Annotated in this window: 11 protein-coding genes; 4 read left to right on the top strand and 7 right to left on the bottom strand. The window is 44.7% G+C overall.

All coding sequences use genetic code 11. The annotated features are described in order from the left end of the window. The 6 genes from NDI35_RS23715 to rpsD form a co-directional block, all read right to left on the bottom strand. A partial coding sequence (locus NDI35_RS23715; protein ID WP_445314858.1) for an MSCRAMM family protein occupies positions 1-1,647 on the bottom strand: 1,647 nt, incomplete at its 3' end. A gap of 120 nt (positions 1,648-1,767) precedes the next feature. Further along, entirely contained in the window at positions 1,768-2,703 is a 936-nt protein-coding gene (locus tag NDI35_RS23710; RefSeq protein WP_445314857.1) for a S1 family peptidase, read from the bottom strand. 86 nt (positions 2,704-2,789) lie between these two features. Next, positions 2,790-3,656, bottom strand: a complete 867-nt coding sequence (locus tag NDI35_RS23705) for a S1 family peptidase (RefSeq protein WP_445314856.1) — start codon at positions 3,654-3,656, stop codon at positions 2,790-2,792. A 108-nt stretch (positions 3,657-3,764) separates the two neighbouring features. Then, complete coding sequence (locus NDI35_RS23700; RefSeq protein WP_333324335.1) at positions 3,765-4,421, bottom strand: COP23 domain-containing protein; 657 nt, start codon at positions 4,419-4,421, stop codon at positions 3,765-3,767. A gap of 108 nt (positions 4,422-4,529) precedes the next feature. Beyond that, positions 4,530-5,423, bottom strand: a complete 894-nt coding sequence (locus NDI35_RS23695; RefSeq protein WP_445314855.1) for a hypothetical protein — start codon at positions 5,421-5,423, stop codon at positions 4,530-4,532. 478 nt (positions 5,424-5,901) lie between these two features. Further along, positions 5,902-6,510, bottom strand: a complete 609-nt coding sequence (rpsD, locus tag NDI35_RS23690) for a 30S ribosomal protein S4 (RefSeq protein WP_172190738.1) — start codon at positions 6,508-6,510, stop codon at positions 5,902-5,904. Between the two features lie 196 nt (positions 6,511-6,706). Between rpsD and NDI35_RS23685 the strand changes: the two genes are divergently transcribed. Further along, positions 6,707-7,336: a hypothetical protein gene (locus tag NDI35_RS23685; RefSeq protein WP_445314854.1), complete on the top strand. Its 630-nt coding sequence runs from the start codon at positions 6,707-6,709 to the stop codon at positions 7,334-7,336. A gap of 80 nt (positions 7,337-7,416) precedes the next feature. Further along, positions 7,417-7,764: a rhodanese-like domain-containing protein gene (locus NDI35_RS23680; RefSeq protein ID WP_445314853.1), complete on the top strand. Its 348-nt coding sequence runs from the start codon at positions 7,417-7,419 to the stop codon at positions 7,762-7,764. A 92-nt stretch (positions 7,765-7,856) separates the two neighbouring features. On the opposite strand, the gene NDI35_RS23675 is transcribed toward NDI35_RS23680, so the two are convergent. After that, on the bottom strand, positions 7,857-9,587 hold the full coding sequence (locus NDI35_RS23675) for an AAA-like domain-containing protein (RefSeq protein ID WP_445314852.1): 1,731 nt from the start codon (positions 9,585-9,587) through the stop codon (positions 7,857-7,859). A gap of 295 nt (positions 9,588-9,882) precedes the next feature. Between NDI35_RS23675 and metK the strand changes: the two genes are divergently transcribed. Continuing rightward, the gene (metK, locus tag NDI35_RS23670) at positions 9,883-11,145 is read left to right on the top strand and encodes a methionine adenosyltransferase (RefSeq protein ID WP_190663141.1); all 1,263 of its coding nucleotides are present in this window, start codon (positions 9,883-9,885) and stop codon (positions 11,143-11,145) included. Between the two features lie 207 nt (positions 11,146-11,352). Beyond that, the gene (locus NDI35_RS23665; RefSeq protein WP_445314851.1) at positions 11,353-12,528 is read left to right on the top strand and encodes a glycoside hydrolase family 10-like protein; all 1,176 of its coding nucleotides are present in this window, start codon (positions 11,353-11,355) and stop codon (positions 12,526-12,528) included. The last annotated feature ends 318 nt before the right edge of the window (positions 12,529-12,846 follow it).

Genomic DNA, 12,846 nt, shown 5'->3' with positions numbered 1-12,846 from the left:
ATAGGTAGCGGGGGGTAAATTCGAGAAGGAATAACCACCTAAATTATCTGTTTGAGTTGGTGATTCTCCAATATCCAGTCGACCGTTGTTATTGATATCTAAAAATAGGGTGACACCTGACTGAGGTTGATCGGTTCCTGGTGTAAAAGTCCGGTCATTGTTGAGATCAATAAATTTTCTGCCACTAATACTGCCCGTGACATTTGGTGGTGGTACTCGAACATTAGCAATGTCAAAGTTAGTGGGCTGATTAGCAACGACAGTAACAGCTTGAACTGGAGTAACACGAGTGAACCCTGCGGGAACTATTTCTTGAACAGTATAGGTAGCGGGGGGTAAATTCGAGAAGGAATAACCACCTAAATTATCTGTTTGAGTTGGTGATTCTCCAATATCCAGTCGACCGTTGTTATTGATATCTAAAAATAGGGTGACACCTGACTGAGGTTGATCGGTTCCTGGTGTAAAAGTCCGGTCATTGTTGAGATCAATAAATTTTCTGCCACTAATACTGCCAGTGTCACGACGATTTCCAAAGTTGATATTTGTGAAATTAGGAACTGTCGCACTCGTAGAAAGAGGAATTGTAACTGGAGCAGGAACCTGAGTGGCTACAAAACCCGGTTGTTGGACTTCCCGAAGTGTGTAAGTACCGGGTTGTAAGTCATTGAACTGATAGGAACCTGTGGCATCTGTTAGTCTTGAGGGTTCACTGCTATCAAAGATGTTGTTTGTATTGAGATCGATGTAAATAGTAAATCCTGGAATTCCTGGTTCTCCTACGTCAAGAATTCCGTTAGCATTGATATCATTAAATTTCCTGCCACTAATACTACCAGTGACAGTTGGTGGTGTTTGTGCAATATTAAGAATGTCAAAGTTAGTGGTCTGATTAGCAACAGTAACAGCTTGAACTGGAGTAACACGAGTGAACCCTGCGGGAACTATTTCTTGAACAGTATAGGTGGCGGGGGGTAAATTTGAGAAGGAATAACCACCTAAACTATCTGTTTGAGTTTGTGATTCTCCAATATCCAGTCGAGCGTTGTTATTCTGATCTAAAAATAGGGTGACACCTGACTGAGGTTGATCGGTTCCCGGTTCAAGCCTTCCGTTAAGATTGAGATCGTTAAATTTTGTTCCACTAATACGGCCAGTGAAAATTGGTAATGGCTGTACAAAATTCAGACGATTAAGAATGTCAAAGTTAGTGGTCTGATTAGCAACAGTAACAGCTTGAACTGGAGTAACACGAGTGAACCCTGCGGGAACTATTTCTTGAACAGTATAGGTGCCGGGGGGTAAATTTGAGAAGGAATAACCACCTAAACTATCTGTTTGAGTTTGTAATTCTCCGCTATCGAGTTGACCATTGTTATTCAGATCTAAAAATATGGTAACACCCGGCTGAGGTTGATCCTCTGCCGCCTCAAAAATTCCGTTACGATTGAGATCGTTGGTGAATTTTGTTCCTTGAATACGGCCAGTAAAAGTAGGTAAAGGTTCGGGACCCGGACTATTAATTTGTTGAGCAAACTTCAGGTTATTCGTTAAAGTTGCTAATCCCCCTGTCTCAAGTCTGCTGTTGTTATTACTATCTAAAGCTGAAATGAGGTTATTGCTGGGAAGTAAGGTTAAGTTGTCCATTTTTTTGAGATTGGTAGAGAGTTGTTAGAATTCAAGGGCTTGTCATTGAATCTTTTTTTGAGTAAGATTCAATGATTTAGAGAAAATAATCGAGAAGGCAAAATCGCTACTTTTTTACCACTACCAACTTTCACATCCAGATTCATCAATAAGGACTCCGGTTGGACAATCTCTGAGTTGTGATTCTACACGATTAAATATTTTATACACATCCTCAATGACATCTGCCTCAGCTTTATTGGCCCGTCCTTTAGAAATTACCGAAGGATTGACCGGTGGCGGATTAAAAGTTAGTCTAATCTGCTTAGATTCAATTTGACTAATCAAATAAACCGCTTGAATTCCACAACTACTATTAAGATTTAACTCCGGATCGATGCAGTAAATATTGCCGTTTTTTCTGCCAGCAGCATGAATCCCGATTACTTCTCCCTTTTGATTAAAAACTGAACTGCCACTCATCCCCCCTTTAGTCCAGTTATCATACATAATGTTATACCCCCCATTTGAAAAGGGAGTGTCATCAACTTTAACTAACTTACCTGGACTAAAAACACGCACAATACGAGGGTTCCCATCTTCTGATCTAGGCCAACCGGATAGATAAACTGGCTCATTAACTTGAATCTGTTCAGAATTATTACTCATAACAGCAATTGGATAATCCTTATTACTGGTGAATTTGACTAAGGCGAGGTCAAATCCTCCGATGGGTAAATCGTCAGACTGATAGTTCCCAAATCGAATGATATTATCCCCAACATCGCGAACTAGATGTAATTCTTCATCCCAGGTCACAACTCCCCAAGTACCTTCACTGTTAGGTTGTTGAACAACGTGGGTATTGGTGACTGCATAATAAATATTACCACTGCGGGCAACAATCACACCAGAACCGGGATCAAATGTTTCTCGCTTTCCATCACCGATTTTCAGAGATCTCCCAATTAAAACTGTGGTTTGGGAAGACATCGCATCGATATCATCGGGCATAATTGCTTGAGAAGGTGAACTTAATAGAATTAAGCCTAGCGCTGTAATTAACGCTAAAAACATCGATAAAATGCTAGACCCTCGACGGGATAGAATCATAATTGTTAATATCATCAATTCTAATTGTATAAAAACTCTTACTCAGATTTCTAAAATAATGTTTCTGAAGCCGGAGGAGTTTTAGGTTTCTGAAACCGCGAAATGGGAATCGCCCAACTTAAGGCTTCCATTTGTTGAAATAACTCTTCTGAAGGAACTGTTCCATCCTCAAATTTAAACGCATCAATTCCTTGAAACGGATACTTAAGGCGGCCATTAATGCCAATTAATCGACCATATTGATTGAAAACTGGCCCTCCACTCATGCCGTTTTCAACTTCATTGGTGTAACCGAGTTGGTATCCTTGGGGAAGCGTTCGCTTCAATAACATTCCCACCTTTCCCACCGTTAAACGGTAAGCTTTATTTCCCCAATCCTTTGTACTTAAAGGTGAATTTTGGTTAGGCCAATACCAATTCGGGAATCCAGAGGCATAAACTAATTCTCCGAGTGCAAGGGGTTGTAAATCTATGGTAGCGACTCGATAAGATTGGTTACTGGTAAACTGAACTAAGGCTAAATCTAAGTTTGCGAACTGAACAGACCGCCGCCATTCAGCGTGATAGGATTGACCGTCTGAGGTAAGAACCGTGTATTGGTTGTAATAGCTATTCTCCACAACATGATAGCAAGTCAATACTGTATAGGTTTGTCCTTGGCGATCGATAATTACACCCGATCCTAAACCGGGTTCTGTTAGGATTCTAACGGTAGCTTGTCTAGCAATTTCAGGAACTGCTACCCCGACTGCGGGTAAACGGGAAGTTAGTGTTTGGGAGGGTAGAACGGTTGCGGTATTAAGGATTGAACTCTGGGGATGAGTTGGAAATGGAATCCCCCAACCCCTTGACAATTCCCGTAATACAGGACTAATAGCGAATAAGTGTAACCCAATTAAGGTAGATAATAGCTCCATTGTGAGGCAATCAATATCAAGTTTAAAAGAGTAGGGGATGCCTCTACAGGACAGCCCCTACAAAAGATTCTTTCTGGTTAATTTTTGGGGATTGATTACGATAAGAGATTAGAAGACCGGCTCGTTGGGAGCAGGTTGAGATGGAGACTCATCAGGTGCAGAGGACGGGTCGGAAGTTCCTAATTCCTGCTCTAAATCACTCATATCCACTTGTATTCCCTCACCACTCTTTTCCGTAATATTACTCGATCCTGATAGTGAAAAATTCGTTAACTCTTGCAGAATTTGTCCAACGCGAGGTCGATTTTCTGGCTTGAGGGTAAACAACACATTGCCGGAGTTGCACCCAGATTGACCGCTCCCTAGAACACAAACCACCAGCTCCTCGTTGACAACTCCAGTATGAAAACGTACTCCTGCAAAACTTCCTCCATTCGCCATGACTGCATTGTGCAATTTAGGGGAAACCATTTGGCAGCGGGTTTCAGGAGAATATGTATCTCCAAAGTAATTTGTAGTCCATGTAATAACGGGTGATTGTCTGCCATTCTTTTCAGCGACTGTTACTCTACCTGCACAACGAACAGTTGTCATTGCTGGGGGTCGAACTGGAGGTGAGATTGGACGAGTAGGCCCTACTGGGATGCTGCCGCCGCCACCAGGAGTAGGACTAATTCGTTGAGCTTGGGCTTCACTGGTTAACGTCACCATACCTGCGACAGCCATTGCTAAACATGAAAGGGAAGCGAGCGATTGAGATTTCATGATGTTTTTTTCCTAATAAAATAAGCGAAAGCATAGAATAAAAGCACCCAGGTCATCGAGTTGTTACTATCAATTAATCCGCAACTTGTTACGGCTTGTAACAACCACTCAGTATAGTGGTCCGTCGTCAGGCGGTGTATTGACTGACCCAGGAGTGGTACGGGTTGTGGGATCAGCATTCAGGGGGAAAATCTCTCCCGTTGTGCGATCGTAGGTGTAGTTCCCAGCCGGTACTCCTGATCTCGGTACAATACAGTAAACTTTGTCCGTTTCAAAAGCAATCCTAACCACAGCAGTCCCTGCATTACAATCGACACGAGTTGCTCCCCAACTATTGATCGTTGCAATATAGGGATCGGCAGGATTTTTAGGGATTAGCTCATTTTTCTCTGCATTGTAAACCCACTCTCCCGCATCCCAACCCCTTGTACATCTTTTTTCACCTCCAATGTCAATGACTGCGACGACAGCAGGAGAACTGCAAGCTGTTGAGGTTAAGCCGAGTTTTTTCATCAGCTGATCCGCATCAGACAACTTGTCTTGGGGTTCAACCACACCACCATTGCGTTTAACAAGAAGCGTGATGCTGTAGTTTCCAGGTAGATCGTTATTAGAAACTACACGAACTTTCCACTTCCCTCCAGTATCAATAGAGTTTTCCGAAAAAACTTCCTTTGTACCTCCATTTAAGTCTAGATTAAGAGGACCTATAGGTGTCTGATTGGGCGGATACACCATTAAAACAATATCAATTGCAGAGCCTTGCTCGCTCACAGCTGTGATTTGAATATTATCACCTGCTACAGCTTGAAAGGTGTGCTCTATTCCAGGATGAGATTTACCAGAAATAAGAAAAAGAGGTGATGAATCATCAATTCTCCCAGTAAGAGTCTTTGTGGACTCTAACGCCTGCTGTGCCATAACTGTGCTGTTAAAACCGGCTGTGGTCGCACCGATCAGAGCCGCGGTTAGAGCAATTCTTTGAAACTTAATGTATTTCATAGTCCTTATAACCTCCACATCCCGACTATAGATTAGATACCCAACTGCTGTAGGACTATATTGGCAATTGTTACAAAAGTTTAAAAAAATTAACCTATTCAGAGTCAAACTCCGAAGCTTAACTTCACTGTATTGTAATGCTTTTGCTTTGGAGGCGCTTGTTGCCCCCTGAACGGTACAGTTGGCATTTTCCTAAAAATTATCGCGTCCAAACTTTTGCAAGAGGTTTATTGTTTAAGTACCGTTAAAAAATTCAAGAAAATAGCAGAAAAGCTTAGGGGTATTTGAAGCGAAACCTTCAAAAAATCCCATCCCTTTTTAGGGGGTGGGAGTGTTGAAAATTATGAATTCTTAGTCCTCAGTCCTTAGTCCTCATTATTCAGTAGCAATTAATCAATAACTGGGTTCGTACCCAATTATTAATTATTCTGCTAGCAACCAACTGATGACTAATGACCAACGACTGATGACTAATAAATTAAGCTTGCCGTGAGTAGTATTCCACCACTAGCAGTTCGTTAATCTGTAGAGCAATCCACTCGCGTTCGATAACGCCATTAACTTTGCCAACCAGTTTTTGCTTATCAAATTCCAAGTGATTTGGCAAGTGAGCCAAGCCTGGGTCTTTGAGATTAGCTTCTACCATTGTGCGCGAGCGCTCTCTATTTTTCACCGCAACCACATCACCAGGCTTGCACTGATAGCTGGCGATATTGACTTCACGGTCATTGACAGTTATGTGACCGTGATTTACCAATTGTCTAGCGGACGGAATGGTTGGAGCCATTCCCATCCGAAACACAGTATTGTCCAAGCGCATTTCCAAAAATTGCAGTAACACTTGACCTGTGGAGCCCGTGACACGGCGGGCTTTGCGGACGTAACGGAGCAGTTGGCGTTCCGTCACACCGTAATTGAAACGGAGTTTTTGCTTTTCTTGCAAACGAACCGCGTACTCAGAGAGCTTTTTGCGGTTTTGACCGTGCTGTCCAGGCGGATAATCTCGTCTGGGGGTTTTGCGGGTTAGACCCGGCAACTCTTTCAGGCGACGGACGATTCTCAATCGGGGGCCTCGATATCGAGACATTTATTTTCCTCTCTAATATCTGTATGCAATTTTATGCAGACTCTATATTATATGTTGGTAACGGCCAAAATTCCAACAAAGATCGATAAAAAAACGATCGACCGGAGGGCGATCCATAATGTGCGGTAAATTCTGAAGGAAAAGCCGATCGCTCGATCGCCCCAATCAGCCAAAAAAACTCACTACTCGATCTGCCATGCACAACCGCAATTTTTCCCGCACTTCTTCCCCAAAACCAGCATCGACAGGCTCAAGCCCTACGGCGCGCTGGATTTTGGCTCTCGGCACGCAGCTAGCAGCACTGGGTTTGTTAGCCACAGCACTGCCAATCTCACCAGCCTCAGCCATCACTATTAGAATCCCTCGCTCTAGGAATCCCTATCGCGTCTGCGCCCTGGAACTAATCGAAGCCGGAGTGGGAGCAGAGGCCGCCGCCGCCGCTTGTGCTGACGCCCTCCGCCCCCGCGACATATCTAGATGCGCCCTCCAAATCAACCGCAAAACCAATATTTCTGGTGTCGAAGCACTCTCTAGCTGTCGGCGGGTGAGGCGTCCCAACGAATTGGCTACTTGCGTAGTGAATATTAACGGCAAAAGTCGAACTCAACCTGCTGCTCCCCTGTTAGTGCTCGATGGATGCCGCCGCAGCTTATTGCCACAACAGTTTGCTGAATGCGTAGTCGGTTTGAGCGGCAGGCTCGACTTTCCCACTGACCGCTTAATCGCCACTTGTCTTGACCCCACGGACAGCCTGAGCCAGTTGGACGGGCGCCCTGCACCTACCCCTCCTGTGGAGCTAATTCCACCGCCTGCGCCCCTCAATTAATCACTGTTAACAGTTGACTGTTAACAGTTGACTGTTGACGGTTGACTGATTCATGACTATGACTACTTTTTCCTAATCAAATGTCAGAAATTTTTGCTCAAATTACAGTCGAAGAATTAGCTCGCCAATTAGCAGAAACCAATGCTGAGAAATTGCAGCTTGTAGACGTGCGGGAACCTTACGAAATTGAACTCGCGGCGCTGCCGGGATTTGTAGCTTTTCCGCTGAGCGAGTTTGCCGAATGGTCTGGTGAAATTGACGCTAGACTCGATCGGGACAAAGAAACCTTAGTTCTGTGCCATCACGGAGTGCGATCGGCTCAAATGTGCCATTGGTTAACCGAGCGAGGATTTACCAACGTTAAAAATGTCGTTGGCGGCATTGATGCTTACTCAATGGTTGTCGATCGCAGCGTCCCCCGCTATTAACATCAAATCCAGTTCTTAAGTATCGTTTTTTTCAGAGTCCGCGCGGGCGGACTTTGTATGTGTAAAAACGAATTATATTTTCCCCAAATTACCTAATTAACAGCAGCCAATCGAAAATTTAAAAGCGTACTCATAGTGAGGCGATCGCGCCCCTGCCTTTTCGAGTCATAAAGAGCCTCATCAGCCGCCAGTAGGAGCGTTACCGCATCATTTTCCTCGCTCGGAACAACGCTGGCAATTCCCAAACTAATCGTTACCACAGAATTAGGCAGGCCGTCAAGACTCTGGGGGTTGAAAACAATATTCAAAGCTTTCACTTTCGCTCTAATTTCTTCGGCAACAACCACAGCCGCCGACGCATCAGTTTCAGGTAAAATCACAGCAAATTCCTCGCCACCATAGCGAGCAGCTACATCAGCAGGACGCTGGAGCGATCGGCGAATTGTCTGAGCTACCGATCGCAAACAATCATCTCCAGCTTGATGTCCGTAGGTATCATTATATATTTTGAAATAATCGAGGTCGCACAGAATTAAAGATATCGGAGACCCCTCGCGAGCCATGTGTTCCCATTCGGTTCGCAAGCAACTATCAAAATGCCTTCTGTTACCAATTTGAGTAAGTTCGTCCACATTCACCAAAGCTTGCAGCCTTTGATTTTCTTGCTGCAACTCCTCAAAACGAACCACGGACAACTTGTCCTGGCACAAATTTTGCCCTTGAAAATACAGGCGATATAATTCGCAAGACAAACTACAGTTATTTCCCTCTAATTTGACCAGTCCCATGCTCTCTAACTGATAAGCCATCAAAGGTTCGAGATGAATGCTCTTTTTAGCATCGACAACTTGTTGGAATGCGGAGGCGAGTTCTGGGTGCTGTTGAATGGCGATCGACTGATTTTGCAAGTAGTCGCTATAAATTCCGCTGTGAGTAGGAGCTGCTGTTAACAGTTCTGCCAACTCGGCTCGCCCCAGTTCCTCCCCAGGCTCATCCCGATCGACGGACAGGCGGTTTTGTTGCAAAATTGCCAGGTGATACAGCGCTAAATGCACTAAATAAGGATGCCCGCCTACCATGTTCATTAATTGCTCTATCGGATCGCGATCGCTCCAGTTTAGTCCGTATCTGCACGCCAAATCTTGGACTTGTTCAACAGTAAATTCTGAGAGTTTAATCGGCATTCCTACATTAAATGGAGATTGATTAACATTCAAAGCAATATAATTTTCTGTCGAATGAATGACAACGATGCGGAGTTTTTCCCAAGTTTTGCTAGCGCGAGATTGTTCGTACCAAAAACGGATCACCGACAGAAAATCTTGAGCAATATTGGTGCGTTCAAATACTCTATTTATTTCGTTGATCACCAATACAATAGGACTGTCAATTTGTTCGAGTAAATAGTTTTCAAAGTAAATAGTGCAGCTTACCTTGCTGCCCATATCTTCATCCCAAAATTCATCAATATTTGGTTCGAGTTTGAGTTGCCGAGCGACATTGACACAAAGCCAGCGCAAAAAATTATGTAAACTAGCAAAAACCGCTGTGTCGGCTTGCTGAAAGTCTAAAGTTACTGTGCGGTATCCACGATCGACTGCCGCGTCAATTATCCGCAGCATCAGCGAACTTTTGCCCATCTTTCTGGGAGCTTTAATGCGAACAAGGCCTCCGGGTTTGCTAATTTCTGCACAGACCAAGGCTTCGGCCCCTGAGCGCTCAATATAAAATGGAGAGTCAAGCGGTATGGGGCCGCCGGGAAAATCTAGGTCGGCAACTGTTTGGATCAAGTTTGGTGATTTTTGGCGTCCTGCCATAGTCATTGCACAAGGCGATACCCTGACTGTATCTTACCTTTGTCAGGTTATGAGCTAGACGAGCGGTGTCCAAGATCGATCGACAATCCTAAAAAATCTAAGTTTTTAGGGACTTCCCGGAACTGACTTTGCTATAGTAGTGTCACTTTACCCAATCTCAAACCCTGCTTCAACACTTCTCCCGACCGACAAAAATTCGACGGTAGCCCAGACGCGATCATTCTTGGCTCTTTACCGGAAAAATAACTCGTCGGCCGTAGATGTCGTGCAGGAAGAGTCCCCATCAAAGGAGAAATAATCATTGTCACGCCGCTACCTGTTTACCTCTGAATCGGTCACTGAAGGCCATCCCGATAAAATCTGCGATCAAATTTCAGATACGATTTTAGATGCCTTACTGACTGAAGACCCCAAAAGCCGCGTCGCAGCCGAAGTTGTCGTCAACACCGGCTTAATGCTGCTGACTGGCGAAATTACCACTAAAGCTCAGGTAAATTACATAGAATTAGCCCGGAAAAAAATAGCCGATATTGGCTACATCCACGCTGACAACGGCTTTTCTGCCAATAGTTGCTCAGTGTTGGTGGCTCTTGATTCTCAGTCTCCCGATATTGCTCAAGGGGTGAACACAGCCCACGAAAGCCGGGAACAATCGAGTGAAGAGGAATTGGACGCCATCGGCGCTGGCGACCAAGGTTTGATGTTCGGTTTTGCTTGCAACGAAACGCCGGAAATGATGCCTCTGCCGATCAGTTTAGCGCACCGGATTTGCCGTCAACTGGCAGCAGTCCGCAAAACCGGTCAGTTATCTTACCTGCGTCCCGACGGCAAAAGCCAAGTTACAGTCATCTATGAGGACGGCAAACCTGTTGGCATAGATACAATTTTAATTTCTACGCAGCACACCGAAACGATCGGCGACATCACAGACACAGCCGCAGTTCAAGCCAAAATCAAAGAAGACCTTTGGACTGCTATCGTCCAACCCGTGTTTGCCGATATTAGCGTGAAGCCGGATGCAGAAACTCGCTTCCTTGTCAACCCCACCGGCAAATTTGTGGTCGGCGGGCCTCAAGGAGATTCGGGTTTGACGGGCCGCAAAATTATTGTGGATACTTATGGCGGCTATTCCCGCCACGGCGGCGGTGCTTTTTCTGGGAAAGACCCCACCAAGGTAGACCGCAGCGCGGCTTATGCTTGTCGCTACGTTGCTAAAAATATCGTGGCGGCTGGTTTGGCCGAAAAGTGCGAAGTGCAGTTGAGTTATGCGATCGGCGTTGCGCGGCCTGTTAGCATGATGATCGAAACTTTTGGCACTGGGAAAGTTGATGACGATCGCCTTTTGGAAGTTGTGAAGCAGCATTTTGAACTGCGTCCTGCGGGAATCATTCAGGCATTTAACTTGCAGAATTTGCCTGCTGAAAGAGGCGGCCGTTTCTATCAAGATGTGGCGGCTTACGGTCACTTCGGACGCACTGATTTAGATTTGCCTTGGGAGGAAACTGATAAGGCGGAACTTTTGAAAGAAGCTTTGAGCCAGAAGTTGTCAGGAGTAGCTGGATAGTACGATTTTGGGGTGCGCGCCGCGCACCTTATCCATAAATAATATCGGGTGCTTCCAATGAATGTAGGGTGCGTAATCCGCACCTTATCAATAAATAATATAGGCGCTTCTTCGGCGCATCTTATCCATAAATAATACCGGGTGCTACCAATCAATAACGTAGCGGGTGCAGTGCCCATCTTACACAAAAAAAGATTAAATAAATAAATGGGATTTTTCACACCTTTCCAATCAGCAATTCGTAATTTTGCCTCTTCCCTCCAACAGCGGTTGGCGACGACTGGATTTTCTGCACCAAATCCAGCAACGCTGCCAAGTTCGTTTGCGACTAACAATCCTGGTGGAATTCGCGGCGTTTGGATAACCAGCACAGACTCCAAAGTTCTCACATCAAAAGAGCGAATTGCTGAGGCAATGGACTTTCTCGCCGATACGGGATTTAATACCGTTTTTCCTATAATTTGGAGCCAGGGTTATACGGCTTATCCTTCTCAAATTATGCGAGAAAAATTTGGGGTGGAAATTGACTCGCGCTATCAAGGTCGCGACCCCTTAGCAGAAATATGTGTTGAGGCCAAGAGAGCGGGTTTAAAAGTGATTCCTTGTTTTGAATACGGATTTGTGAGTTCTTACAATCGCAAGGGCGGTCATTTGCTGGCGAAAAAACCTGAGTGGACCGCCCGTGATGTCAGCGGCAATTTACTTAAGAAAAATAACTTTGACTGGATGAATTCTCTTGACCCGGAAGTGCAAGACTTTGTGCTGGGTTTGATGCTGGAAGTTGCTAAGAATTATCCGGTAGACGGCGTTCAAGGAGACGATCGCATTGCGTTTCCGGTAGAAGGCGGTTACGATGAAAAAACGGTTAAACGCTATCTAGAAGAGTGCGGTAAAGCAGCGCCGTCGGATTGTAAAGAACAACATTGGCTACAGTGGCGTGCTAATATTATTACTGAGTTTGTAGCTCGTTTATACCGAGAAGTGAAAGCTATTAATCCTGATTTGTTGCTATCAATGTCGCCAAGTCCTTATGACTGGGGGCTGGTGGAATATTTGCAAGATTCTAAAGCTTGGGTTGACAAAAATTTAGTGGATCTGCTTCACCCGCAGTTTTATCGTCGCGATTTTAATGCTTACAAACAATTGGTCGATAAAATGATGTCGGGACAGCTTAGCGGGCAGCAAGTAAAGTGCGTGTCGCCCGGTATTTTGTTGACGAATAGAGGCAGCAAATATAGCATAACTCCCGAACTTTTGTTGCAAGTAATTGCTTACAACCGCTCTTGCGGCATTCAAGGAGAAGTGATGTTTTTTTACGAAGGTTTGCGAGATAACGATAACGCTTTGGCTAAGGTTTTGAAAAAAGGACCCTATGCTCGTTGAGAGATTGTCCCGCAATCAAGCTGTTTCCAGTTGGCTGCGGTCAATCGATTTTAGATTTTAGATTAAAGAATTGAAGTATTGACCCCACGGATAAATTCGGGGGGCAAGTTTCATCGGATACAGGTTTTTTATTTCTCGGTCCTGAGTCTGCGCGTTGGAATGAATCCGGGGGCATGTATCCTGGATGCTTTCGGTCAACCGCGTCGATCGCTATTTCAAACCCAGTTGGTATAAAATAAGATGTTGCACCATTCTCAATAAGCTGTGATTAACAGGCAAGATGCCTGTTCCACAAAGGGTGAAATTTCTTGTGGAACA

Source organism: Microcoleus vaginatus FACHB-2002 (genome assembly GCF_040004035.1).
Taxonomy (GTDB): domain Bacteria; phylum Cyanobacteriota; class Cyanobacteriia; order Cyanobacteriales; family Microcoleaceae; genus Microcoleus; species Microcoleus vaginatus_C.
The sequence above is the reverse complement of the archived record's forward strand: the minus strand, read 5'-3'. Positions and strand labels throughout refer to the sequence as shown.

Coding starts and splice junctions, on each gene's coding strand:
- NDI35_RS23710 (WP_445314857.1), bottom strand. CDS start 2,703: ATGTTTTTAGCGTTAATTACAGCGCTAGGCTTAATTCTATTAAGTTCA.
- NDI35_RS23705 (WP_445314856.1), bottom strand. CDS start 3,656: ATGGAGCTATTATCTACCTTAATTGGGTTACACTTATTCGCTATTAGT.
- NDI35_RS23700 (WP_333324335.1), bottom strand. CDS start 4,421: ATGAAATCTCAATCGCTCGCTTCCCTTTCATGTTTAGCAATGGCTGTC.
- NDI35_RS23695 (WP_445314855.1), bottom strand. CDS start 5,423: ATGAAATACATTAAGTTTCAAAGAATTGCTCTAACCGCGGCTCTGATC.
- rpsD (WP_172190738.1), bottom strand. CDS start 6,510: ATGTCTCGATATCGAGGCCCCCGATTGAGAATCGTCCGTCGCCTGAAA.
- NDI35_RS23685 (WP_445314854.1), top strand. CDS start 6,707: ATGCACAACCGCAATTTTTCCCGCACTTCTTCCCCAAAACCAGCATCG.
- NDI35_RS23680 (WP_445314853.1), top strand. CDS start 7,417: ATGTCAGAAATTTTTGCTCAAATTACAGTCGAAGAATTAGCTCGCCAA.
- NDI35_RS23675 (WP_445314852.1), bottom strand. CDS start 9,587: ATGACTATGGCAGGACGCCAAAAATCACCAAACTTGATCCAAACAGTT.
- NDI35_RS23665 (WP_445314851.1), top strand. CDS start 11,353: ATGGGATTTTTCACACCTTTCCAATCAGCAATTCGTAATTTTGCCTCT.